General features: G+C 22.0%; 38 protein-coding genes. 5 read left to right on the top strand and 33 right to left on the bottom strand.

Annotation, left to right across the window (positions count from 1 at the left end):
- Positions 1-344: 344 nt before the first annotated feature.
- Positions 345-569 carry a hypothetical protein gene (locus AAHM89_RS00440; RefSeq protein ID WP_342266604.1) on the top strand — a complete coding sequence of 75 codons (225 nt, stop codon included), beginning with the start codon at positions 345-347 and terminating at the stop codon, positions 567-569.
- A gap of 173 nt (positions 570-742) precedes the next feature.
- Here AAHM89_RS00440 and AAHM89_RS00435 read toward each other — a convergent pair whose 3' ends face one another.
- From AAHM89_RS00435 to AAHM89_RS00425, 3 genes are read right to left on the bottom strand one after another with little or no spacing between them, the layout of a single operon-like run.
- Positions 743-1150, bottom strand: coding sequence for a transposase family protein (locus AAHM89_RS00435; RefSeq protein WP_339045908.1), 408 nt, complete (start codon positions 1148-1150; stop codon positions 743-745).
- A 23-nt stretch (positions 1151-1173) separates the two neighbouring features.
- On the bottom strand, positions 1174-1434 hold the full coding sequence (locus AAHM89_RS00430; RefSeq protein WP_339047158.1) for a hypothetical protein: 261 nt from the start codon (positions 1432-1434) through the stop codon (positions 1174-1176).
- 11 nt (positions 1435-1445) lie between these two features.
- Positions 1446-1595 (bottom strand): hypothetical protein, encoded by a 150-nt coding sequence (locus AAHM89_RS00425; protein WP_339047194.1) that lies wholly within the window; start codon positions 1593-1595, stop codon positions 1446-1448.
- A 299-nt stretch (positions 1596-1894) separates the two neighbouring features.
- Between AAHM89_RS00425 and AAHM89_RS00420 the strand changes: the two genes are divergently transcribed.
- The gene (locus AAHM89_RS00420; protein ID WP_252319837.1) at positions 1895-2062 is read left to right on the top strand and encodes a hypothetical protein; all 168 of its coding nucleotides are present in this window, start codon (positions 1895-1897) and stop codon (positions 2060-2062) included.
- 7 nt (positions 2063-2069) lie between these two features.
- On the opposite strand, the gene AAHM89_RS00415 is transcribed toward AAHM89_RS00420, so the two are convergent.
- The 3 genes from AAHM89_RS00415 to rsmG all read right to left on the bottom strand — a co-directional run bounded on the left by AAHM89_RS00415 (position 2070) and on the right by rsmG (position 4488).
- Positions 2070-2957 (bottom strand): ParB/RepB/Spo0J family partition protein, encoded by an 888-nt coding sequence (locus tag AAHM89_RS00415; protein ID WP_174480208.1) that lies wholly within the window; start codon positions 2955-2957, stop codon positions 2070-2072.
- Complete coding sequence (locus tag AAHM89_RS00410; RefSeq protein ID WP_174480209.1) at positions 2950-3714, bottom strand: ParA family protein; 765 nt, start codon at positions 3712-3714, stop codon at positions 2950-2952. The genes AAHM89_RS00415 and AAHM89_RS00410 overlap by 8 nt, the downstream gene beginning before the upstream one ends.
- A 78-nt stretch (positions 3715-3792) precedes the next feature.
- Entirely contained in the window at positions 3793-4488 is a 696-nt protein-coding gene (rsmG, locus tag AAHM89_RS00405) for a 16S rRNA (guanine(527)-N(7))-methyltransferase RsmG (RefSeq protein ID WP_342266603.1), read from the bottom strand.
- 357 nt (positions 4489-4845) lie between these two features.
- On the opposite strand from rsmG, the gene AAHM89_RS00400 reads away from it, so the two are divergent.
- The gene (locus AAHM89_RS00400) at positions 4846-5574 is read left to right on the top strand and encodes a hypothetical protein (protein WP_342266602.1); all 729 of its coding nucleotides are present in this window, start codon (positions 4846-4848) and stop codon (positions 5572-5574) included.
- A 256-nt stretch (positions 5575-5830) separates the two neighbouring features.
- Positions 5831-6322, top strand: coding sequence for a hypothetical protein (locus tag AAHM89_RS00395; protein WP_342266601.1), 492 nt, complete (start codon positions 5831-5833; stop codon positions 6320-6322).
- 233 nt (positions 6323-6555) lie between these two features.
- On the opposite strand, the gene AAHM89_RS00390 is transcribed toward AAHM89_RS00395, so the two are convergent.
- Positions 6556-7674 (bottom strand): Mbov_0401 family ICE element transposase-like protein, encoded by a 1119-nt coding sequence (locus AAHM89_RS00390; protein WP_342266600.1) that lies wholly within the window; start codon positions 7672-7674, stop codon positions 6556-6558.
- 296 nt (positions 7675-7970) lie between these two features.
- Between AAHM89_RS00390 and AAHM89_RS00385 the strand changes: the two genes are divergently transcribed.
- Positions 7971-8321, top strand: a complete 351-nt coding sequence (locus AAHM89_RS00385) for a hypothetical protein (protein ID WP_342266599.1) — start codon at positions 7971-7973, stop codon at positions 8319-8321.
- On the opposite strand, the gene AAHM89_RS00380 is transcribed toward AAHM89_RS00385, so the two are convergent.
- From AAHM89_RS00380 to AAHM89_RS00255, 26 genes are all read right to left on the bottom strand, one after another.
- Positions 8318-10342: a hypothetical protein gene (locus tag AAHM89_RS00380; protein ID WP_342266598.1), complete on the bottom strand. Its 2025-nt coding sequence runs from the start codon at positions 10340-10342 to the stop codon at positions 8318-8320. The two genes, AAHM89_RS00385 and AAHM89_RS00380, sit on opposite strands and share 4 nt — an antisense overlap.
- Positions 10293-11534 (bottom strand): hypothetical protein, encoded by a 1242-nt coding sequence (locus tag AAHM89_RS00375; RefSeq protein ID WP_342266597.1) that lies wholly within the window; start codon positions 11532-11534, stop codon positions 10293-10295. The genes AAHM89_RS00380 and AAHM89_RS00375 overlap by 50 nt, the downstream gene beginning before the upstream one ends.
- 17 nt (positions 11535-11551) lie before the next feature.
- Positions 11552-11674, bottom strand: coding sequence for a hypothetical protein (locus AAHM89_RS00370; protein WP_255495889.1), 123 nt, complete (start codon positions 11672-11674; stop codon positions 11552-11554).
- 4 nt (positions 11675-11678) lie between these two features.
- A complete protein-coding gene (locus AAHM89_RS00365) occupies positions 11679-14192 on the bottom strand; it encodes a hypothetical protein (protein WP_342266596.1) in 2514 nt (837 codons plus the stop codon).
- 3 nt (positions 14193-14195) lie between these two features.
- Positions 14196-15914 carry a hypothetical protein gene (locus tag AAHM89_RS00360; RefSeq protein ID WP_342266595.1) on the bottom strand — a complete coding sequence of 573 codons (1719 nt, stop codon included), beginning with the start codon at positions 15912-15914 and terminating at the stop codon, positions 14196-14198.
- Between the two features lie 14 nt (positions 15915-15928).
- Complete coding sequence (locus tag AAHM89_RS00355) at positions 15929-17113, bottom strand: hypothetical protein (protein WP_342266594.1); 1185 nt, start codon at positions 17111-17113, stop codon at positions 15929-15931.
- An 18-nt stretch (positions 17114-17131) separates the two neighbouring features.
- Positions 17132-17506 (bottom strand): hypothetical protein, encoded by a 375-nt coding sequence (locus AAHM89_RS00350; RefSeq protein ID WP_342266593.1) that lies wholly within the window; start codon positions 17504-17506, stop codon positions 17132-17134.
- Between the two features lie 17 nt (positions 17507-17523).
- Entirely contained in the window at positions 17524-17709 is a 186-nt protein-coding gene (locus AAHM89_RS00345) for a hypothetical protein (RefSeq protein WP_281748210.1), read from the bottom strand.
- A 1-nt stretch (position 17710) separates the two neighbouring features.
- Positions 17711-17899, bottom strand: coding sequence for a hypothetical protein (locus tag AAHM89_RS00340; protein ID WP_174481134.1), 189 nt, complete (start codon positions 17897-17899; stop codon positions 17711-17713).
- A 23-nt stretch (positions 17900-17922) separates the two neighbouring features.
- A complete protein-coding gene (locus AAHM89_RS00335; RefSeq protein WP_342266592.1) occupies positions 17923-18144 on the bottom strand; it encodes a hypothetical protein in 222 nt (73 codons plus the stop codon).
- On the bottom strand, positions 18137-18295 hold the full coding sequence (locus AAHM89_RS00330; RefSeq protein ID WP_342266591.1) for a hypothetical protein: 159 nt from the start codon (positions 18293-18295) through the stop codon (positions 18137-18139). The genes AAHM89_RS00335 and AAHM89_RS00330 overlap by 8 nt, the downstream gene beginning before the upstream one ends.
- 16 nt (positions 18296-18311) lie before the next feature.
- A complete protein-coding gene (locus AAHM89_RS00325; protein ID WP_342266590.1) occupies positions 18312-19136 on the bottom strand; it encodes a hypothetical protein in 825 nt (274 codons plus the stop codon).
- Complete coding sequence (locus tag AAHM89_RS00320; RefSeq protein ID WP_338987820.1) at positions 19136-19321, bottom strand: hypothetical protein; 186 nt, start codon at positions 19319-19321, stop codon at positions 19136-19138. Before AAHM89_RS00320 ends, AAHM89_RS00325 begins: the two co-directional genes overlap by 1 nt.
- Positions 19322-19324: 3 nt before the next feature.
- Complete coding sequence (locus AAHM89_RS00315; RefSeq protein ID WP_338979823.1) at positions 19325-19522, bottom strand: hypothetical protein; 198 nt, start codon at positions 19520-19522, stop codon at positions 19325-19327.
- A gap of 2 nt (positions 19523-19524) precedes the next feature.
- A complete protein-coding gene (locus tag AAHM89_RS00310; RefSeq protein ID WP_342266589.1) occupies positions 19525-19707 on the bottom strand; it encodes a hypothetical protein in 183 nt (60 codons plus the stop codon).
- Between the two features lie 11 nt (positions 19708-19718).
- Positions 19719-19955, bottom strand: a complete 237-nt coding sequence (locus tag AAHM89_RS00305; protein ID WP_281748585.1) for a hypothetical protein — start codon at positions 19953-19955, stop codon at positions 19719-19721.
- On the bottom strand, positions 19955-20095 hold the full coding sequence (locus tag AAHM89_RS00300) for a hypothetical protein (protein ID WP_342266087.1): 141 nt from the start codon (positions 20093-20095) through the stop codon (positions 19955-19957). Before AAHM89_RS00300 ends, AAHM89_RS00305 begins: the two co-directional genes overlap by 1 nt.
- Positions 20088-20213 carry a hypothetical protein gene (locus AAHM89_RS00295; RefSeq protein ID WP_338973528.1) on the bottom strand — a complete coding sequence of 42 codons (126 nt, stop codon included), beginning with the start codon at positions 20211-20213 and terminating at the stop codon, positions 20088-20090. The genes AAHM89_RS00300 and AAHM89_RS00295 overlap by 8 nt, the downstream gene beginning before the upstream one ends.
- Positions 20213-20434 (bottom strand): hypothetical protein, encoded by a 222-nt coding sequence (locus AAHM89_RS00290; protein WP_342266588.1) that lies wholly within the window; start codon positions 20432-20434, stop codon positions 20213-20215. Before AAHM89_RS00290 ends, AAHM89_RS00295 begins: the two co-directional genes overlap by 1 nt.
- Positions 20434-20595 carry a hypothetical protein gene (locus AAHM89_RS00285; RefSeq protein WP_342266587.1) on the bottom strand — a complete coding sequence of 54 codons (162 nt, stop codon included), beginning with the start codon at positions 20593-20595 and terminating at the stop codon, positions 20434-20436. The genes AAHM89_RS00290 and AAHM89_RS00285 overlap by 1 nt, the downstream gene beginning before the upstream one ends.
- A gap of 3 nt (positions 20596-20598) precedes the next feature.
- Entirely contained in the window at positions 20599-20892 is a 294-nt protein-coding gene (locus AAHM89_RS00280) for a hypothetical protein (protein ID WP_342266586.1), read from the bottom strand.
- Positions 20893-20894: 2 nt separating this feature from the next.
- Positions 20895-21359, bottom strand: coding sequence for a hypothetical protein (locus AAHM89_RS00275; RefSeq protein ID WP_342266585.1), 465 nt, complete (start codon positions 21357-21359; stop codon positions 20895-20897).
- 2 nt (positions 21360-21361) lie between these two features.
- Positions 21362-21712, bottom strand: a complete 351-nt coding sequence (locus tag AAHM89_RS00270) for a hypothetical protein (protein ID WP_342266584.1) — start codon at positions 21710-21712, stop codon at positions 21362-21364.
- 1726 nt (positions 21713-23438) lie between these two features.
- A complete protein-coding gene (locus AAHM89_RS00265; protein WP_339045908.1) occupies positions 23439-23846 on the bottom strand; it encodes a transposase family protein in 408 nt (135 codons plus the stop codon).
- 23 nt (positions 23847-23869) lie between these two features.
- Positions 23870-24292 carry a transposase family protein gene (locus AAHM89_RS00260; RefSeq protein WP_339045912.1) on the bottom strand — a complete coding sequence of 141 codons (423 nt, stop codon included), beginning with the start codon at positions 24290-24292 and terminating at the stop codon, positions 23870-23872.
- Between the two features lie 199 nt (positions 24293-24491).
- Positions 24492-25352, bottom strand: coding sequence for an ABC transporter permease subunit (locus tag AAHM89_RS00255; protein WP_342266583.1), 861 nt, complete (start codon positions 25350-25352; stop codon positions 24492-24494).
- Positions 25353-25354: the final 2 nt, after the last annotated feature.

Here is a 25354-nt window from a genome sequence, read left to right as displayed (position 1 = left end):
TTATAGTCCCAGTGAACCTACTGGGACTATAATTTGGGTGAGCCACGTAGTGGCGAGGGACGAAGTCCCTATATACTTGAGGACAGAGTATTTCTTTCCTTATAATTTTAATAGGTGTATAGCAAAGTTTATATGATTATTAAAATTATTAATATTAAAATATAAAAACTAAATTTAATTGGTTTACTTTAAACCTTAGTTTTATTTTATTAAAACTAAGGTTTAAACTATTTTAATATTTTTTCCTATTTTAATATTTTAGTTAAAAATAGCAAGTTAAAGCGTTAAGCTATATTTTTCACTTTAGATTATTTTAAAAATAATGCTAGGAAAGGATTGTTAAAATGAAATATAAAATAAATAGTAATAGCCCGAGTAAAGATATGATTAATCAGGATAAACATAAAAAAATAAAAACAGGATCTAATTCAATATATACAATTAATGTTAAAAAAAATAAGAAGAAAAGAATCTTATTATTTTCGTTGTATTTATTAGCATTTGGTTCTACAACAGTTACTACGATATTACTCTTACATAGGACATATTCCGTAATTAAATTTAATTAATTGTCAATAAAATTGTTTTAAAACTATTTAGTGTTATTGAATATAGAAATAAATATTTTTTGAAAAAATAGTTTAAAAAATGAGTTTACATTTTAAACAAAAAATTGTTAATAATATTTTTATATTAACTCGATAAAAATTTAAATTTTAAAAAAATATTTTTAATATTTTTTTTATTTTAATGGTTTTATTTTATTAAAAATTTCACAAAGTAAGTTAAATCTTAAGTACATAAGTCTAAATTTAGATTTTCTACATTTATTTACTAAAATTTTGAATCTTTTCAATCAAGCAAAGACATGTTCAACTTTAATTCTAATTTTAGATACAATCTTATTGTATTTTCTTTCTTGTTTAGTTAATTTTTTATTTTTAGTTCTTTTAATTGGTATTATTGTATTTTTATAAATATTTTGTATACCTTGATATCCTAAATCACCAATAATTATTGTTTTTTCTGAAAATTCAAGATTTGAATTTTTTAATATTTGAAAATCATGCACTTTACCATTATCAGCAAAAATATCAACAATTTTTTTATTAAAAAAATCATATACAATTTGAAATTTTATAGAATACATTCAACTTTTACCAAAAAAATATTCTAACTGTAGTTTTTTTTAGTTGGTCTTTCAATTTCAATCTCAGTTGAATCAATTAAATAAAATTGAAATTCATTTGAATTTTCTTGTTTTTTATCAATTTTTAATTTATATCTTTCTTTTAAAAATTGGTAATCTTTGTGGTTACTAAGTTTATTTTCTACTCAAGTAATATTTCGAAAACAACTTGATGGGCTCATTTTAGATTTAATACTCATTTGAAAAAAAGTATAATATTCTTTTCAGTATAATAAAGTCATCATTAATCTTTCTTCTACTGAAAGTTTATTTTTTCGACCTTTATTTTTTCTAATTTTTCTATTTCAATTAATTTTTCTAACATTTCATTAAAATGAAAACGTTTTATACCAAAATATCTGTAAAATTCTTCATTTTTTAATTTTTTTAAATTTTCAAAAATCATTTTTATCAACACTTTTCTAAATTTATTGTTAATAACAAAATTATAAAATAAATTTTAAAATTATTAATTGACTTTTAAAAAATTTAATTACGGAATATGTCTTTTATATTTTCTAAAAATAATACGTTTAAATAACGTATTCTTATCTTTTTCTGGCATATTTAATTTTCCTTTCAATGTTAAAATAAATTATTTTAAATAACATTATAACATCAAATATAATGATAAAATCTTTTACAATAGTATATAATTATAAATAAGTAAGGCTTAAAAATAAATATAACTTTTAGGAGGAAAATATGGAAAAGAAACTTTTAACTTATCCTCATGATATATCAAAAAAGTTATTAATCATACTAGGTATAAGTAAAATTGCAATTGGTTTGTCTATCTTATTTGTTTTTATTACAAACTTAATTATCTATACTAATTCAGGATTAATATTTCCTTTTAGAGAAATATCATAAAATAAATTTATATTAATTTTAAAAATTCTAAAATTCGATTTAATTCTTTGTGATTACTATAATTGATGATTAGTTGTTTTTTATTGATTTTTACTTTAGTATCTAAAGTTCTTGATAAAGTATTTTCTAATGCTACTAAATGAAGATCTGACTTTTTATTAACATTTTGTTTTTGATTTAAACTTAATTGTTGCATCTTAATAACATCTTCAACCTTACGAACACTCCATTGCTCACTATATGCCCTTTTAGCAATAGTTACCATTAAATTAAGATTAGTGCCTAAACTTAATAATGGTTTAACATGACCCATTGTTAATTCATTGCGTTGAAGCATTTGTAAAATCTCTACTGGCAATTGCAAAATTCGTAAAGTATTAGCAATGTGACTACGTGATTTATTAACTTTTTGTGAGAGTTGTTCTTGAGTTCATTTCATTTTACTAATTAAAGTTTGATATGCCTGTGCTTCTTCAAAAGCATTCAAATCAACACGTTGAATATTTTCAATCAAAGCAAATTCCATTAATTGTTGATCTGTTACTTCAATAGTTACTGCAGAGATCTCTGTTAGACCTGCTAATTTTGCAGCTTTAGTTCTACGTTCACCAGCAACTAATTGAAAAACACCATCTGTTATCGTTTTTTTAACAATAATTGGTTGAATTAAACCGTGAATTTTAATTGAATCACTTAGTTCTTTAATTTCTTGTTCATTAAATACTACACGCGGTTGATATGGATTAGGAATAATTTTAGCAAGAGAAATAGTTTGTGAAAAAGTTTTAGCAATTTCTGGTGAACTTTCAATGTTAGTTATCAAATCATTTAAACCTTCACCAAAAATTGATGCTAAGCCTTTAGCAGAAATACGATTTTTTTTATCATTAGACATTATTTAACACCTCATTCACTAAACTTTGATAAGCAATAGCACCACTGCAACGTGGCCGATAACTAAAAATATTTTTACCATGACTTGGTGCTTCACTTAGAGTTACATTTCTTGGAATATAATTTTTATAAACTTTTTCTCTAAAATTTTTTTGAATTTCTTTGATAACTTCAACAGAAGAAGTTGTTCTAATATTAACCATAGTTAATAAAATCCCTTCAATTTCTAAATTGGGATTAAATAATTGTTGTACTAAACGAATAGTAGATAATAATTGTACCAAACCACCTAATGCATAAAACTCAGCTTGCAATGGAATAATAACTGAATTAGCTGAAGCTAAAGCATTACGATTAACTAATCCTAAACTAGGTGGACAGTCAATAATAATAAAATCATATACTTCCTTTACGGGTTCTAATTTTTCTAATAAAATATTTCTTTTATTACGAGATTGCTCTAATAAAAATATTTCGGCTCCCGCCAAAGAAATGGTTGATGGTAATAAATCTACTCCTTGACAAACTTCAGTTTTAATTACTTTTTCCAATGGAACATCATGTACTAAAACATCATATATATCTTGTTCAACTTTATCAGCAGCAAAACCCATTGAAATAGTAGCACTACCTTGTGGATCCAAATCAATAAGTAACACTTTTTTATTTTTTATACCTAAACCTGCAGCAAGATTAGTAGCAGTAGTTGTTTTTCCAACTCCACCTTTTTGATTAGCAATTGCAATAATTTTGCCCATAATAATTACCTTTCTAAATTAATAGACTAATATTTTATCCTACTAATTAAGTTTAACACTAATTTTAATTAATATTATTTACAAAGGTTTACTTTTAATTTGTTGATAAGGTCTTGGATATTTTAAAGCACATAATTTATATTTTTGAAAATGAAGGATTGTTCTTTGACCATAGTTGTTTGGTAATTGAACAGTAAATTGATTAATTAACTTTGCACCCATTGTGTTAATACTATTTTGTGCCAACGCAAGTTCTTCTTCAACTTTAAGACCCTTATAAGCAATAAATAATCCTTCAACTTTAACTAATCCTAAACATAATTCACTTAAAATATTTAGCGGTGCTAATGCTCTTGCTGTTACAATATCAAATGTTTCACGATATTGATGAGCAAATGTTTCTGCTCTTTGATTAATTATATAAACATTTTCTAAGTTTAGTTCAGTAATTACTGTTTTTAGAAATTGACATTTCTTTGTATTTGATTCAATAATAGTTAATTGTAAATTGGGAAAACAAATTTTTAAAATTATTCCTGGTATACCAGCACCACTACCAACATCACAAATATTTTGATCCTCCAAAATGATATTATTACTAATTAAAAGAGAATCATAGAAATGTTTATAATAAACTTCCATTTCTTCAATGATCGTTGTTAAGTTATATTTTTTATTTTCAGCAATTAAAATTTTATAATACTGACTTAATTGTTGTTCCATTATTGGGGTTAAAGTTAAATTAGTTAAACCTATAGCTCAATTTTTATTCATTGCTTACTCCTAAATCAATCATTTAATAAAATACTTTATTTAAAATAGACTATAAATATAATGCTTTAAATAATTAAATTATATTTAATTATATTTTTATATTTAATTATAATGTTTTTTTAGTATATGTTTGAAATTTTATCACATAACTACTATCCTTCAAAATTAAATATTACTAAAAATAATTTAAAACCTTTAAAATATCATTTTCGTTGTATTTTCTTTAAACTCAAATATAATTAACACATATAATAAGAAGTATTAAAAAATTATAAAAGTTTTTTAACTCATTGCTTAATTTAAAGTAAATGAGTTTTTATGTTTTAATTTATATCATTGAAAGGAAAAATAAAAAAAATGAAAATTTTACTTAATTTTTCAAACGAACTAACAAAATCTATTAATAATAATTCATTAAACCTAATCAGTATACAAATTAATAATTGAACAAATCCTATCCAAGAACATAAAAACAAACTTGAAGAAATATATCAAAATTTTCTAAAATCACAAGAATTATCAAAGGTTTTATTTAATAAATCAATAAATACATATAAACCACATTTCATAAATAAAATGAAAAGAGAAGTACTATTTATTAAAATAAATGAAGAAAAAAAAGATATAAATCTACAAAATATAAATAAATTAACTACACATGAAATTGAAATACTCACAAAAAAAGAAGTACAAAGATTGACAACTGAAGAAATAGTAATTTTAACACCAAGACAAATACAAGCATTTACAGAATGACAAATTACTTGATTCACCATTGAACAAATCCAAATATTGACAAAATTACAAATTCAATCATTGACAAAAAAACAAATAGAATCATTTACTACTTTACAAATTTCTTGATTCACCAAAAAACAAATATCATGATTCACAAACTTACAAATTACTTGACTTAGAAAAAAACAAATAGCATCATTTACAGAAATACAAATAAAAGCATTAACCAAAAAACAAATACCAGCACTCACAAGCGAACAAGCAGCAGCACTTACTGTTTGACAAATCACTTGATTTACTAAAACAAATACCCGCATTCACAATCAAACAAATTGAAATATTTACTAAAGAACAAATACAAGCACTCACAATCGAACAAATACCAGCATTTATACCACAACAAATTAAAGCATTAACAGAAAAACAAATACCCGCATTTACAGTCTCGCAAATACAATCTTTTACAGAAAATCAAATAGCGTCATTTAAAACTTCACAAACTATTATCTTAACATCAAGACAAATCCAAGCTTTCACAACACAATAAATCCAATGATTTACAAATTCACAAATTTATTATTTAAAAATCTCACAAGTACAAGCTTTGACAACCAAACAAATAAGTTCACTTAACTACAATAAAATTAGAATGTTTACATCACAATGAACTAAGAAATTCAAAGTTTCACAAATCCAAGCTTTCACAACACAACAAATTCAATGAATTGATTATGAACAAATACCAGCATTTACCAAAGAACAAATACAAATATTTACAAATCAACAAATACAAGCACTAACACCAAAGCAAATACCCTCATTGACTATTTTACAAATTAGTTTATTTACAATTGAACAAATACAAGCACTCACACCAGAACAAATAGAAGGATTGACAAGAGAACAAATTAGTTGACTTACAAATCAACAAATAGAAGCACTCACAAAAGAACAAATACCCGCATTAAGTCCAAGAAAAATGGAAGCATTAAGTCCAGAAAAAAGAAAAATATTAAAATTATTAATTAATAAATATCAAAATCAAGAACAAAAAACCAAATCTAAAAAAGATTTAACAAAAAAAATGGGACGGTAACAAAAACGGAGGATATAATTACTTTTTAAACATTTCTTTTAAATTATAGACAAGAAATAATTGTAATTATATGCAATTGTAAATACATCTTACTACTAAATTAAATGAATTACAATTAAAATACAAATATTAAAAAAATCATTAATAAAATTTAATATTTATATAAAACAAAAATTCTTATTAACTTTTAATTTAATAAGTTTTTAAAATTTTAATAAAAAAAATTAATTAAGTTATGTTTTTAAATTTATTTGATTACATTTAAAAATAACCATTTTAATATAAATATTTATGTTATAAGTTCTATTGCCAAGCATTTCTTTTAAAATATGTCAAATATTACCTTCTGTAAAACAACCAATATTTCACTTTGCACCTTGATTTTTAATACCTTCTTTATTATTTTTAAAATATTGTTTTTTTAATTTTTTATGGTTTTTTAATATTTCATTCATATATTTTATTAACTCATCATATTGACCATTTTCAATAAAATTTCTACAAATCTTATATTCATCTCAATATTTTCCTTTATTTCCAGCGATTATTCCAACATATAATTTTTTAACTAAATGGAATTTATCTAAAACAAAACTTGCACCTAAATAATCAGCAACTTCTTTAATTCATCCTGCACTATCTCCACAAATAATAATTTTTGCTTGGTCAAAATTTTCAAAAAATCTATTTCCTTGTTCTTTGATAAATTCAGCAGTTTTTTTAACACCAATTGCCGTTTTTGTTGGTCTTATTATTACATCTGCTCTTTTATTAACTAATTTATGATTAACATTATCTGTACAAAATAATACTAAACGCATTGAATATTTACCAGAATTGCGTTTAAATTTTCAAAATTTTCGATGTCCATCATCAATACTAATATAAATAAATTGATTTGGTTCTAATTTTATTTTAGGAACATCTAATTTATTAACTTGATATTCTTGAAATAATCTACTAATACTTGTTGTACTAAATTTTGTTTGCTTCATAGTATGTAAAATATCAACATATCTTTTTCCATCAGCAAAATGTTCAATAACATTATTTTTGATATCCTGACAAGTTCTTTTATATTTAGGTAATTCTAATTCTTCATCTAATAAACAAACTCTTACTCATTTTTTTAATTGTTCATCATAATATTTATAATCACGACATTTATAAGTAACAAGACCATTGATAGTATTTCTAGTTCTTTCTTTAATTTTAACTGGAATATATTTTCTATCTCTTTCTTTTAATATTCTTCAATCTGTTTTTTCTCATTGATTTTTTATATCATCTCTAAATGATTGATACATTCTTTTTGTTGCTTCTTTTAAAGTTCATAAATAATTAAAACTCATATTTTTTCTCCTAACTATTTTAAAAAAATCTAAATTTTTTGTAAATATATTTAAAAAATTAATTTACTTAATTATTATATAAATATATAAGTGTAATTTTAAATAAAATAAAAAATATTTAAAAAACCACTTTCATATTTAAAATATAATAAACAATTTCAATATAATTAATAGTATAGGTATCATAAAATAAATGCCTTTAATTTAGGCGTTATTTTGCATTTAAAAGCATACTTGTAAAAATAATCAAAAATAGTACAATTTAAAAGTAAAATTAAGAAATAAGGAGAATTAAAATGCAAGATAACAAAGAACTAATAAAAGATGTAGAAAATAAAAAAGAAGAAAAAGGAAAAGAAATAAATAATTTTAAAAAATGAATTAAAACAAATTATAAAAAAATAATATTATGAACTGCTGTTATAACTGCACTTTTATTAAGTATAATGTCATATTATAAAACTTATAATTATAAATCATATTTAGGACATGACTATACAGTCTACTGGGGGGGGGCTGGAACAACAATATGGTCACATGAAACAAATGATGAACATAAAATACATTTATATTTTAGTGTTAAACAAATTCTTGATTATGACATAAAATGAGATGGCATTTATCCAGATGGATATTTTGATAATTAAATTTCTATATTTATATAAGAAATATTTTCGTTATATTTATCAAATAAATTAATATTTTTTAAATTAATCTCTTGTTTATCAGTTATTAAAATTAATTCATACTTACCAGCACCAAATATACCACTAATTTCAATTCGATTTAAGTTATTAATTGGATTTTCAATTTGTAATTCAAATTCATTATTATTATCAATTTGTGAAATTTCTTTATAAAATTCTAATTTAGAAAATAATTGAGATTTATTTGAACCGTATAAATTTAAAGCATTTTCAATTTTATTGTTACTAATAATTGCTCTTGTAAAATACTTTCCATACTCACCATTACCTAATGTTCAATCAGCAGGAATTAATGACGGAATATTATTACTTTCAAGTTCATTAGTTATAGATAATCAATTAAATTGATTATCATCTAATTTTAATAATTGATTTTGGCTAATATCATTATTTTTTAATTTAATGTTATTAATATCTGTAAAATCAAAATATTCAGATTTTAATATTACTTTTATATCTGTAAATCTTCAAATATCATCTTTAGTAGGTTTTATTGGGCTTGATTTTAATTCGAAATAATAAGGTAATAATATTTTATTATCATCGTTTAATCCTTTATTAATTGATAATGATGAATAAATATATTTTGATAACATAATAAATACTTGTTTAAATACTTTAATTTGCAATAATTTTATATAATTTGGATATTCAAACTCCCATTGTTTAAATAAGTTAGTAATTATTTCATCGGGTTTTTGTCCTGAAAATGTATCACGTAATTCTGCCATCTTATTTATTGCTTTTCCTTTGTCATTGTATAAAGCACCATTAAAATTTCTATTATAGTTATATGTATAACTTAGCATATCTAATAAAAGTTGTTGTAAACTATCAATAGTTGGTGCGTCTTGTATTTCAATTGCTATACTTTTAAATCTATTATTAGTTGCAAGATAAACATATCATCCTTCATTACTATAAGATAAAACTTTTTTATCTTCTAAATGTATTTCGTGTTTTAATGGTCAATTACCATCTCAAACAGCACCCATTTCTCAACCTAGTCAAGTATCAGTTACTCTTGCATTATTAATAACTTCTTTTCTTGTTACAGTACCAGTACTAATTTTAATTAAATCTAAAACTGATTTTTCTTGTCCAATAAATTGTTTTGCTAAATTTCAAGGTAATATTTGTTCACTAAATCACTGTTGTAATATTCTAACTTTTGGTTGAGTTTCAATAGGCATTGATAACAGCGGAAATGCTATCTTATCCTTGACAAATAACTTTGGGTATACTTCCATATTGTCAACTTCACCAAGTACCTTTATATTGCCAAAAATCATGCTTCTAGGGGCTTTAATTTTTAAACCAGTTACTTTGGTATCTTTGTCTAATGGTTTTTGTAATTTAATAATAATGGGATAACCATCTCTTGTTTTAAAATCTTTAATTTTAATAATAGTAATGCTTTTAGTACTTCTTGTTTTTGGATTTTGATAAGGTTGTGAATAGTTATTAATGATATATAAATTATCAATATTATTTTCAATTAATGGTTCATTAATAGATACTGCATATAATTTAAATTGATTTAGTAAATTTATTTCTTGAAATATTAAATTTTTAATATCAGTCATACTATATTCAATTGTATTATCATTAATATTAGTACTTGCTCTTTGATTTAATTGCATAGTAAAATCAGATGTTTCAACAGCAGTAGTTTTTAATACTTTATCAATATCAATAAAACCAATTTTAATAGTATTTGCTGAAAATCTTAAACTATTATTTTCATTATTTTTAAATAAACGTTCAATTTCATAAATATAAATTGTTCTTTTTTTAAATTCATCGTATGCTCTATTAATATCTGGGTCACTAGTAGCACTCATCATATTTGTAAAATCATAAGGAATATTATCAATTAAATAATCATTTTCTACTTCTGCTTGATTAAGTTTAGTTTGTTTCTGTGGAAACTTCGTTTGTGGTTTGTTGTTGTTTTCCATTGTTCTCTCCTATTAATTGGTTATTTTCGGGATTAAATAATTTTAATTTAACTGTTAAGTTATTAATTTCTTGTTCATCATTAATATTAAATGTTTTACTATTTAATAAATCTTTATCTAAACGTACTAATATTTGAATAAATTTAAGAATATCAATATTAAATTGCCATAATTTTTGTTCAATATAATTAATGGTTGAAATATTTACAGCTGTACTTTCGGGAACTGATTGTTGTGCAGATTTCTTTTGACTTGGTATATGAATACCACAACGTTTAAATATTTCATTAACATTTCAATCGTATATATCAGTTAAGTTTTTACCTTTAAAGTTGCTATTTGTCATATTGATATTTTCATTTTGTTCATTATTATCTCCACCACTTTTAAATATGTAATTTTTAGTAACTAATGTTCTTACTGCTTCTTCTAATGTTGATTGAACATTACCATAAGTTTGACTAAATATAAATTTAGGTGAATTTAAAATGGTATCTAAAACAATTTGTTCATAAATAACATCTAATGCTTTAATTTTATCCATTACTTTATTACAATCTGCTAGTTCATTTGCTTTATTTCTCATAATTGCTATTGGTATATAGTTAATATTTAGTGTTTGTTCTTGTTCTAAATTAGCGTTATTAATATATGATTTAAAATCTAATGGAAATTGTTTTTTATTATCACTAATACTATAAATTGCACGATTAATAGTTACTTGTTCATTATTTAATGTATAAATTTCAAATAATCTTACCATTTGTGCATTTTGTTCATAATTATCATAAAAAATAGTACATTGAATTAATTTACCAGTAATATCATAAACTCTTTGTTGTATATCAACTACTTGAAAATATAAATCATCATTAGCAATATAAATTAAATAACCGCTAATTCCTAATTTACTTAACTTAAAAATTGAATTTCAATTTTTTCTATAAAATTCTTCTTGAATTAAATATTTTTTAATAGTTTCATTATTAATTTCTAATGGAGCATTATATAAATTAGCATTATTTTCTGCTACAAAATCAGTGAAATAAGTTTCATGGTTAAAGTCATTAAAACCAAAATAATTTAAAATAGAAGCATGAGTACTTTTATTTTTATTAGTTAAAAATTTTACTTTTTCATTTTGATTATCACTAATATTACTTTTATCTTTTCTAAAAAATCTACCTAACATAATATTCACCACCTTTCTTAAAATATTTGATTAATTTTTAATACAATTTTTACTATAATAAATATAATTAAACCAGCAACTGCAGAAGATAATAAAACTCCAATTAAACCTAAAATAATTTTTATAATTTTAAAAAACATAATATTATTCCTGTAATTCTTCTAATTTATATAAAGCAGATGTGTTATATATATCACTTGCAGTAATACCAACAATTTTTCTTGATTTGGTATCATTAGGAACGTGTTGATAAGTAATTACCCCAGTTATACCATAATTAAATTTAATAGTTCCAAAAAGATAACATATTGTGGGTGAAAAAGGTAATTGATAAGGTAATGGTTGCGGTCTAAATAAAATTTCTAATTTTGGTGCATAACTATAATAAGGTTCTTTATTGCCGGTGTTATTATAAGTTAACTTATATAATTTATTAGGAATTAGTTCATAACCAATTTGTTTTTTATCACTTGTTAATATTCCTACTTCCTTTCAATTTGAACCACTTGGACTTGGTGTTGGAGTATTTGGTAATTCAATATTAATCTCATTATTTTTTAATTCATTTATTTTTAAAGTATGACTTGTAATTTTTATAGGTTGAATAATATCTACTTTAACTGTATTTTGTAATTCTTCTAATGAAAAAATATTTGCATATTTTTCATTTCCACCTTCTAAAATTAATTGTCATTTATTAATATCTAATAATTGTAAATATAAAATACATTCTTCATTATTAATTAAACCTTTTGTAAGAAATATTTTAATTCCATGATTTCCACCTAAATAATTACCTGTTTTAAATTCTACTGTTATTCTTGTATTTACTTGATGAAATGGTGGAGATTCCCATGTAATAATTACTCTATAAAGAGTATTAAAAGCAAGATTAAAATCACCATATTTACGATTATTTATACTTTTACCTATTACTTTTCAATTTTCTTTAACTTGTTTTTTATTTATTTCATTAATAGCACTAACAATATTTTTATTATTAGTTTCTAATCTTCCATAAGTATTATTAAGCAATAATGAGATAGCAAGAGAACTATTTGAACTATCATTTATTCATAATTGGTCTCTATCATCTTTATATGTAAAATATCCTTTCATAAAAACAGATTTTTTATAATAATTAGTTAAATCTGGTATTTTATTATCAACATATTCTTTGTTAGTTGCATCAGTTTCAAAAGTAGGTGTTCCAACATCAATAATTCTTTTATTATTAGCACTAATACCTTTATCATCTTTTGAATTAATAAAATTAGGATTATCTTTATTAACTTCTCATAATGATTCACCACCACTACTAGTAGTACTAATAACATTATTTTCAATTTTAATATTTTCACCAGCAATTAATTTATCTTGTTTTTTATTTAATAAGTCATTAGTTTCTTGCTTTGTATAATAATCATTATCAATACTATCTTCTGCTATAAATTCAATTGGTGTACCAGTTCCTTGATATTGATATATATTATGAATTATTGGTGTATATTTTTTTGTGCTATTAGTAGCAATAAACTTTATTAAATCAACATCATATAATAATGTTACTTTATCAATATTAACATCAATATTTTCAATTATTATTTGCTTTTGTTCTATTTGATCATTAGTAATTCTGATATTAGATTTAGTTAATTTATTATTACTTATAATAAGTTGTTTACTATCGATAAAATAATATGTTCAATCAATGATATATCATGTATCTGTTTTAATATTTTCATTTTTAACTTTCTTTCATAAAGGACTAGTTTCAATATTAAATCAATTATTTTTAACATCATTAATATTTTCATTTGCTTTAATTAATTCATTATTTAATTTGGTAATTTCATTTTCATTTGTAGTAATTCGTTTTTGTTGTTTAGCAGAAAAATCACAAGTTGGTGCATGTGTATAATCACCAATTTGTGGATTATTTTGTAATGCTTCGGGTGGTAATGTTCCAATTTCATCAGGTCAATCTAAAATCATTGTTTCAGTTTCTTTATCATAATCAGTTGCTACATAACCTTTATTAACAAATTTACTAACAGGACCTCTATATATTTCATTTTCATTATCATCAACTAAATCATCATATAATTTAATTTGTTTTAATAATGTAAATTCTTTTTGTTGTTCAATTAATTCATCAACTTGATTTCTAGTATAAAATGCTTTTAAGTCAATTTTTTCAACATCTATTTCATCATCATTATAACTTGAAAATATTTGTTTTAATTCTGTTAATCTTGCTCATATTTTCATTCTACTAGGTGCTAAATCTCAAACATTAATCGTAGGAGTACTATTTGCACTAAATTGAGTACCATTATTAAATTGAATAGTAGCATCAACATTAAATTCAATTGGTGTACGATTAAATACTCAATGTTCAACCATAACATAAACCATATCTCTTAATGTTTCTTTAATTAATTCATCTTTAAAACTATCAAAAGGAAATTTAGATAAAATAAAATCAAGATAAGCATTAATATCATTTTGCGCGCGAATAGCAAAAGTTTTAAATCAATCATTAACATTTGGTCATGTTTTTATATATTGCTGTGGTGTTTCTGTAATTTTTCCAGTTAATGGATATCAGTTATTATAATTTTCAAGACTGACATCAGTTCAAAGTTTATTAATCATAATTTATCATTCCTTAAAAAATGCTTGTTTATAATGATGAGTATGTTTTTTTGTTTTTTTATGTGTTATATGTTCAATTTCTTTTTGTATTTTATTTTTGCCTTTTTTTAATTTTTTCTTACTTTTTGCTACAACTTGACTATATGCAAACTTTTCTAAATGATGTAATAATCCAGTACCAAATAAAGTATTTACTGAAAATTTTAAACCAACATTTTTAAATGATTTGTTAATATTTTCAATAGGATTATTAATAACATTTACTACTTTATGATAAGTTCTTATTATTCTAAATATTTCTCTATATACTTTAAAACTATCTTTAATTACTTCTTGAACAACTGGCGGAGCAAATGCTATTGCTTTTAATCATTTATTATGATTTACTCCATAACCAATGTATCAACCACTATATCAACGATATCAATGAAATGGATGTATTTGAGTAACAAAAGTTTTTGCTTTAAGAATACTATCAACAACTGTAATTGGTTTATATTTAGGATTGCGATGATAAATGGTAATTGCACATTTATCTAATGACAAAGGTTGAATTTTACAACCCATAAATACTGGTGAATTTAATGGAATTAATTGTGCATGTTTAATTGCTCTTTTTTCTGCACTAGTAAATAAATCAGTTACTTTTTCTTTTAATTTATTAATTTTTTCAAATGCTTGTTTTTCTAACTTTTCAAATTTTTCTTGTAATTTATATATACTTTCTCTTATTTTTTCAAAATATGGTGTATCTTTTCAAAATTTATTTAAACCTTTTTTTAAATAAAATCTAATATCAAAATATTTAAAACTTTGATTTGCTTTTAAAACAAGTTGATGAATAACATTATTTTTAAAATTAAATTTAATAGAATTAGCACGAATTTTTTGTAAATCTAAAATTAAAGTTTTTCCATATCTATTTTCTGAATGTATTGTATGAACTAAATTTAATCAATCATGTTGGTTCATAGATAGTACTTTTTTTAAATCAGTATTAAATTTTTTTAAAAAGTTATTTGCTTTTTCAATATCTTTAATTTTAAATTTAGGAGTTAATTGTGGACTTAATTTTATTAATGTATTTTGTAATAATAAGTGTTCTTTTAACTTTTGTGTTTCTAATTTTTGAAAATTATTTTTATATTGTCTTTCAGCAACATAACCTAAATCTCGTAATACTGTTTCACGATTAGGAGTAAAACTATAATTCATTAAATAACGTTTATTACCAATAATTTTATCTGTTAAAATTTCTTTTCCACTTACTTGACTAATAACTTCTTGTAAATTTTTGACTTCTTTAATACCAACTTGTTCTAATGTTTTAGTTTCTTGTGCTAGTTTAATAAATTTAGTAGTACGATAACCACGACTAATTTTATTAAGTCCAGCAAATGCAGGTAATAAATTTAAGAAAGTATTTAATTTTGTTACATTTCCTTTTAAATAATCATAAACTTGATTAATAGTAAAATCAGTTGTAGCATAAATACCAAAATTAATAGTACTTGCAATAAAATCACTTGCACCTAATCCAAGTGCTATACTTTCACTTAATCCACCAGTAAAAGGAGCAAGTGCTACTGCTATAACTTGTACACCAATCATTTCTAAAATTTCTCATCAAAAACTTTTATTTTCTTGTTGGTTACTTGTTCTAGTATGTTTTGGTTTATTTATGTTTAAAAGTATTGCTGTACTAGTTGTACCAATTGGCATGATATTAATTTCCTTTATTTAAGAGTTATTTTAATTGGATTTGTTAAACCTTTATAATTTAAATCATTAACATTTGCAGTAATAGTTATATATAAGTCACCTGCTTTTTGTTTTTGATTACTTACATTAATTTTTCCTTGTGCATCACTAAAATATTTAATAGTTGGATTTGTTAAATTTGGATTTAATGATTTAAGTTCATTAGTACTTTTTATTTCTGTATTTAATTCATTGTTATTGTTATTAACATTTGCAGTAATATTTGTTGTTAAAACTGTAATTTTAGTTTTTAAGTCAATTTTTTCTGTTTTAATAACTCCACATAACATTCATCTTGATGTTGTTTCATTATTAGAAATATATGGTATTGCTTCTCCAACAACTTCACCAGCAACTTTATATGCTCTTCCTGCTTTATCATCTTTAATAAAATCTACATAAATAACTGTATTTTCTATCATGTATCTTTTCATCGCTCTTGGTGTTGCTAAAATAAAGGTCATTAATTGTTGTTCATTTTTATCATTAGTAAAAATCATATAGTCATCAAGAACGATTTCACATAATACACCTTTTACATATAAATTATTTCCATTTAAACGTAATTGTTGTGCCAACTGATTATCGGTAATTAAACCTTTATTATCTGCTAAATAAACTAAACTATCATAAAGACCATTAGTAATAAAAAATTTACTATTTGCAATGTTTCTAAATTGAAACAAAGTATTTCAAGCAGATAACATTGATTTTAAATATCCTACTGGTGTTGTATCTTCAATATCGATTTTAGTAGCAAATTTTGCAATTGCTTGTGTATCATCAATTGCTAATTTATCTGCTAAATCATTTGCAACTTCATATTGCATACTATCTAATAAATTTTGTCCATTATTTGCTTTTAAATCTACATCTGCAATAATTTCTCCTGCAAGATATTTTTTATTTATTTTTTTACTAATTTTATCTGTATCAACATATGGTAATTCATATCTTTTACTTTTATCATCCCAAGCAATAATTTTTACTTCCGGTTTTTTTGGTTTTTTAACAATAAATTCAATATTTACTGAGTCAACAATTTCAGTAGGAAAAAAGTTTGCCCATGGACTATTTGAAATTTTAAAAAACTCTATAAATTCTGGTGCTTCTACTAATCTCTCTGTATTGTCTAAATTTTGATTAAATGGTACTGACATTTTATTTCTTCCTTTCGTTTATAAATAATTTTTCTTTTTATAATTAATTAAAAAATTTTCTTTATCATTTGTTTTATTATTAATAATTATTTGTTTATTGCCACCTGTATTAATTGTTTGTTTAAATACCGGTTGTTCTTTAATCATTTTTTTAATAGTTTCTTCAATTTTTGAATTTTCTATATTATTTGTTTTAAATTTTAAATAATCATAAAATTCAGTTTTAACTTGATATTTTTTAAATATATTAATCATTTCTTTTTCTTTAATTTCTTGATTAAGTTTATTTAACTTATTTTCTGCTTCATTAACTTTATTTTCTATTTCTTGTTGAGCATTATTTTCATTTAAAGGTTCAGTTGTTTGTTGAACATTATTTTCATTTTCTAACATTTAACATTCTCCTAATCTTATCCCAATAATCAATCTTTAACTAATTGTGGCATTTCACTTATTAATTTTTTATAATCATTAACTGCGTTTTCTAATGTATCAATATCAGAAAATTTAAAACAATTATCAATATGTAAATCAAAATCTCTATCAATACTGATATCTTGTTTTCTATATTTTTCATTAAATTCAATTTTTGTCATATTATTTTTCTCCTTTATTAATTTTTTCGTTTAATTTTGCTAATTTTTTTTGATGTTTTATAATTTTGTTATTTGCTCTAACATGTTTTGGAGTTGTGATAAATCTTTTTAATAAAACAATAATTTCTCTGCAAATTAATGTTCCAACACTTGTTCCAATAATTATTAATTCATGTAAAAATTCTTTCATTTGAATATTTTCCTTTCAACTATTTATTTTCCTATTTCATTTTTTAAAATAAATTCAATAATATTATCAATTTTTTTATTTAATTTATTACTTAATTCATGTTGTTTTGGAGTTGCAATACCCTCATATCTATTAACTAATTTATTTCTTAAATCTAATGCTTCATTTAATCTTTCATAACCAAATTTAAGCGTTTTTTCTTTTTCTTTTATAATTTTTAAATCTTTTTCCATATCTTTATTCATCAAATTCACCTTTATTAATTCTTTCAATCATACATTTTGCATCCATTAAAAGATTTGCAATTAAACGTTCATTCAATCGTATGTCTTCTAAATCTTTTTCATGTTGTTTTAATTTATCATTGTAATATTCAATTAATTTTTCTTTATTCATAAATTATTCACCTCCTTTATAAACTCATGTGATTATGATCTCAATTTAATGAAGTATTATCATGATTTAATGGTACTTCACTCATATTATCACTACCATATTGACTAGTTGTTTCACTATTAATAGTAAATCTATTGTCATTTATTAATCTTCTTGTTTCATTATTAAATGGTGTTTCTTGCATTTCTTGAATATGATTTGTAGTTTCAATAGGTAATAAATTATGGATTATTTCACTTGCACCAGCAACTATGGTAGGTACTGCATAAGCATTCATAAAATCATTATTAATACCCATAGCAACCCCACTTGATATTAAACATCCACCAGTTGCCATATTACAAATTTTTCTTATTGCTTCAAATTTATTAGGTATTAACTCAGTTAATCCACTAATAAGATTTGAAATACCATAAGTATTTAATGAAATATAAGTATCTCAATCCATTAATGACTGATGTTCTTGTTTATTTAATAGTAATCATGGCGGACCTTCTGTTGTGGTTGTAGTAGTTATTGGAATTGGTGTTATTGGAATAATAGGATTAATATTATTTTCTGTTCATTTACTATAATTTGCTAAACCAATTGTTCCTAATCCTAATGCTATTTTTTTAGAACTATTAATTAATTTAGTTTTAGTATTTGGTCTTTGATTTAAATTTCAAATATCTAAACCTAATTTTTTACCAAATAATAAACTATTAATTGAACCTAATACTGGATTTGCAATTACTTGACCATAATAAGCACTTGTACCAATCATTGCACAAATTGGACTTATACCAGTTCTAATTAATTTAGTTAAAGTATAATTTGATTGTGTATTTTCATTTGGCATTATTTAACTTCTCCGTTCGTATTCAATAATTTTTCTAAAACATAATGATTTTTATCAAATTCTTTAATAAGTCATTTTTTTGTTTCTATGTGATTGTTAGTAACAAGAATTAATCTTTCTATTATATAAATTAATTCTTTTTTATCTGCTCTATCAAAAATTACTTTTAAAATTTCATCTAACATAATTTATTCTCCTTTAATTTGTTTTAAATCATTTAATAGTTCTATAAATTTTTTCATCTCTTTTGAATGATAATCAATGCTTCAATAATCATCATTTCAATTAAAAATTATATGTGTATCTGAATGTAAAAATTCAACATTATCAATAAAAAATAATTTTTCATCTACATTTCATTTAATTAAAAATTCGCGTTTAGTCATAATTATTCTCCTTTAATTTCAATAACATAATCAATTGTTATATTTTTGTAATTATTAAAATGAGTTTTACATAATCCTAATTTTGTATCTTTTTTAATTGAGCAAATATATATTTCTTGATTACTATTATTATTTTTACAACCATAACTATCACAATATCATAGTCATTCATAATCATTAATCATTTTATTTTCCTTTAATTTTCTAATTTTTTAACTGTTACTTTAATTCAACCTTGATAAACATCATTATCACCAACTATTAATGCAACATTACTTTCAGGGTCAGAAACAATTATGTGTTTGGATTTAACATTTGGGTATTGTCTTAAAATAATTGCTCTAATATCATTACTTGTATGAATTGCTTTTGGAAATGGTGATAATATTTCAATTTCATCTTTATTTTCAAACAAAGTAGGTAATATTATCATTAATCAAAGTCTCCATTTTCTATTTTTTTAATAAGTTCTTGACGTATTATTAAATTCATTGAAATAATTATTTGTTTTTCCCAATTATCAGTTTCCATAAATAAATTTTTTAAATATTTAAGTAATTTTTCTTTATTCATAATTTAACCTTTCTTTTCTAACTCTTTTATTTTGTTTTTGTTTACATAAGTTATTACATTTATGAGCAAAAACTCTACCATAACCACATTTATTATTCTTTTTAATTTTTATAATCATTAGTCAAATTCATCATTTTCTAAATCTTTAATTAAATCCAAAGCTTCAATATATGGTATTCCATTATCACCTTTATCTAATTCATCTTGTATCTGTTCTTTAATGGAATTAATTAATTTTTCTTTATTAATACAATTTTTATGTGTTTGTTTATCTTCTTTAATACTGGAAATTTTACCTATTTCATTATGTACTCATTGTTCCAATTCTTCTTTATTCATTATTTTTTCTCCTTATTTTCAATTTGATTAGCAATTTCATTTAATATTTTTAATACTTTATATTCATTTTTTAATTCTTTAATAATAAATATTAAAAATATTATTAGTGTTATGCTTGTTATTAATATTGGTACTATTAATAAAATTTTTCATAATATCATTTTTTACTCTTTTCATTTTTTAAATCATTTAACATTGATTGAACAAAATGCGCGATTTTTAGGAATATTTAAAGTATTAAAAATTTGACCAGTTACAATAATTTCATCGTTTTTGTTTAATAAAATACATCGGTTATAAAGTTTTGGTTTATTAAAAATTAAAGTAACATAATTTAATCCATTTCATTGACCACGAACACTATAATATAATTCTTTATTACCTTTTTCGTAATATTTTGCTTCAATAGTGTTACTTAGTTTTACTGTTAATTTGACATAATTTGATTTATCTTTCATTTTTATAATTTCCTTAAATAATTATCAAAAATTAATATTTTTTTATGATTTTTTAAATAATATTGAATATGCTTATAAGCATCTTGTTCATGTTTTGTTAATTTTATATTTCCTTTATAATTTGTTATTTTATTTTTATTTTTTGGGTGGTTTTCTAGATAATCTCAGTTGAAAACATCTTGTACTAATACCATTAATACACCAATAATTTTAGGTGTTGCTAATGGATTAGTTAATAATTGTTTTGAACTTAAAAAGAAATTTTCTACAATAACTAATATTTTTTTATCAATAAATTTTTCTTTAATTAATTGCATTTTTTCTTTATACATATTTTTAGTTCATAAAACAGTTAATGTATTAAATGTTTCATTAAAAACAATATTATTAGTTTCACTTGAATATATAACCATTCCATTACTACCTATTCCTGCTGGGTCAATACTAATAATTAAGTCATATTGCATTATTAATCAAATTCTTTGGATTTTATTTTATTAATTAATAATTCAATAGTATTAACTGAACCTTTTAATTGATTTCGATAAAATGTTTCTTTTTCTTTTTTGTATTGTTCTATATGATGACCTAAAAATATATTTAATGAACAAATTAAATTTTTCTTATATTCATTAATAACTTCTTTTTTAAAATCTTTTCTTAATTTTTCTTTATATTCATTAATTATTTCTTTTTTAAAATCTTCTCTTAATTTTTCTATATTATTTAAATGTTCTTTTGTTATTTCTTGATTACGTTTTTTATTATATTCATTAATAATTTCTTGGTCTTTATAAGAAAATAGTTTTTGTTTATTCATATTTATACCTCCTACTTAACCTAACATTTAAAATACAGTCATAACAAATTGCTTTACTATTTTTATCTCTTAAAAAATATTTTCTTGTTTTTATATCATCAGTATTAAAGAATAAATAATCTAATTTATGTTGTTTACATGTTCAACAAAAATACTTTTTCATAATAGTTCTTTCTAATATATTCTGTTGCTTCTAGCATAAAGAACATATATTTTGATTTTTAGATTATTAATACTATTCGTTTTATTCATTCCAGTAATTCTGGGCTCAAAAATAAATTGTGAAATTTTAAAAAGAAATCGAGGCATTCGATTCAATATTTATTTAATTTATGTTTAATAAATTAATATTTTAATTGAACCGGCACCGCTCAATTTTTTTTACAAGTTTGAAATTTATTTTTTCGCCCAAAAAATTTTTTCAAAAAAATAAAAAATAAAACCAACACTTGCTCACTGGGGAGTGGCAAGGTTGGTTAAATAAAGAATAGAATTAATACAATAGGTCCCTACAACAGGTCTATATATACTAGTTTCCAATTCGCTCCCACCCCAAGAATTACCATTAATGGTTAGTATATTTTATTAGGTATCACTCCACTTTTTATTTATCCATGCAAGTCCACATGTTCTAGCTACTATTTTTAACAACTGTGTTGTAGTTCACTTTTTTAGTTCCCTAACACTTGTTGATAATAGCGTTAAAGAAGATTATTAATTATTAACTTTCTCCTACTTGGTCACTGCGTGTAGTAGATATTTAAAGAGTATTAATAATAAAAATTTTAAAATTTTACAATTACAAAAAAAGACAAGATTATTTCTTGTCTTTTTCCTTTGATAATAATTTTTTAAATGTATATTTTTTAAAATACGTCGAATATTAAATTTAAGGGTAAAAGAGAATTTAATTTGTCTATCATCATTTTTAAATGGTAATATTCAAAAGAATTTATTTATCTAGTAATTCATCTTCCTACTTTTTTGGGAACCTCCCAAAAAAATTTACCAACAAGAAGCACAAAAAAAACAAAGTCTTAGTGGTGGAAATCAAGAATATAAAGAATCTATATTATTACAAAATGTGAAACCATTAAATTCACACCTTAAATGATCAAAATCTTTGCATGAAGAAATAACAAAATATGAAACCCAAGTTCCTAATATAACAACTAATAATTTTATTAATAAATACTAGTAATTAACAATCTTTTTTAAAAAATTATTATACAAATTATAAAAAATATTTTCTTAAAAAATAAATGCTTTAATCTAATTTACATTACTATACATTTATTTTTTTAGATTTAAAACTTATTACTTCATCATCATTAATTTTTTGATAGTTAATATTAGAAATTTTATTAATTATTTTTTCTCATTATTTTTAAATGTTTTTCTTTTTTTTAATATTTTTTCTAAACTGTCATTGTTCTGTTCAATCAATTTCTCAAAACTGTCATTTAATTTTTTTACCATAATTTAAAATTCCCCTTTTTCATTGCTTAATAAATTTATTATACAAGACATATTCCGTAATTAAATTTAATTAATTGTCAATAAAATTGTTTTAAAACTATTTAGTGTTATTGAATATAGAAATAAATATTTTTTGAAAAAATAGTTTAAAAAATGAGTTTACATTTTAAACAAAAAATTGTTAATAATATTTTTATATTAACTCGATAAAAATTTAAATTTTAAAAAAATATTTTTAATATTTTTTTTATTTTAATGGTTTTATTTTATTAAAAATTTCACAAAGTAAGTTAAATCTTAAGTACATAAGTCTAAATTTAGATTTTCTACATTTATTTACTAAAATTTTGAATCTTTTCAATCAAGCAAAGACATGTTCAACTTTAATTCTAATTTTAGATACAATCTTATTGTATTTTCTTTCTTGTTTAGTTAATTTTTTATTTTTAGTTCTTTTAATTGGTATTATTGTATTTTTATAAATATTTTGTATACCTTGATATCCTAAATCACCAATAATTATTGTTTTTTCTGAAAATTCAAGATTTGAATTTTTTAATATTTGAAAATCATGCACTTTACCATTATCAGCAAAAATATCAACAATTTTTTTATTAAAAAAATCATATACAATTTGAAATTTTATAGAATACATTCAACTTTTACCAGAAAAATATTCTAACTGTAGTTTTTTTTAGTTGGTCTTTCAATTTCAATCTCAGTTGAATCAATTAAATAAAATTGAAATTCATTTGAATTTTCTTGTTTTTTATCAATTTTTAATTTATATCTTTCTTTTAAAAATTGGTAATCTTTGTGGTTACTAAGTTTATTTTCTACTCAAGTAATATTTCGAAAACAACTTGATGGGCTCATTTTAGATTTAATACTCATTTGAAAAAAAGTATAATATTCTTTTCAGTATAATAAAGTCATCATTAATCTTTCTTCTACTGAAAGTTTATTTTTTCGACCTTTATTTTTTTCTAATTTTTCTATTTCAATTAATTTTTCTAACATTTCATTAAAATGAAAACGTTTTATACCAAAATATCTGTAAAATTCTTCATTTTTTAATTTTTTTAAATTTTCAAAAATCATTTTTATCAACACTTTTCTAAATTTATTGTTAATAACAAAATTATAAAATAAATTTTAAAATTATTAATTGACTTTTAAAAAATTTAATTACGGAATATGTCTACAGAATAAAAATAAAAACTGAATTTATTAAAAAACATTTAAAACATTATATTTATTAAACTTGATAAAGGTTTTAAAATATTGCTAGCATATAATTTTATTGTCATTTTCTACCTGCTTTAACATAAGGTTGCGCTCAACTTTTTACCAATTCTGTATTAGGACGAAAAATCATTAATGATACTAATGCTATTAAATATGGAAACATTCCTCATAATCAACTTGGAATATTATTACTAATAACTATAAATGTTTGTGAAGCATTAATATACTGATATAAAAAAGAAAAAATAAAACAAATAATAGAAGTTAAAAAAAATCTACTATGTGCCATCATTCATAAAGCAATTGCTAAAAATCCAATACCAGCAAAATTATTACTATAAATAAAAGTACTTGGAAGTACATAAACAAATAAAGCACCTGAAAAACAAGCTAAAGAACTAGAAAATAGCGAAATATAAAATCGAGAACGACGAACATGAATATAATTTAAAGCCACTGCAGTTGGATTCTCACCAATTCCTCTAATGTATAATCCAAGCTTAGTTAAAAACAAAATAGCTGCAAAAATATAAATTGCTAAAAAGGTTACCAAAATTGCAATTCAAGAAAATTGATAAATATAAATACTTGCTAATGAATAATTTATTTCTCCAGTAAATGTTAATGGTAAAATTACTGCTAATCCATAACCAAAGTAATTAATAACCATTGATACTAAAAATTGATTTGTTCTAAACAATAAGGTTGCTAAACTATGAATTAAACCAAATACAATTCCGATGATAATAGTGATAAAAAATGCCAAAATTGCAACACCACCACCAAAATTATTTTTTAATTGTGAAACAATTATACAATATGTAGCAGCACCAGTACACATAATACCATCAAAACCAAAATTAACAATTCCTGCTCTAGTATTTAAAATTCCACCTGTACAGCCACTTGCCACTT

Source organism: Spiroplasma endosymbiont of Villa modesta, assembly GCF_964030925.1.
In the GTDB taxonomy this organism is placed as follows: Bacteria; Bacillota_I; Bacilli_A; order Mycoplasmatales; family VBWQ01; genus Spiroplasma_E.
The sequence above is the reverse complement of the archived record's forward strand: the minus strand, read 5'-3'. Positions and strand labels throughout refer to the sequence as shown.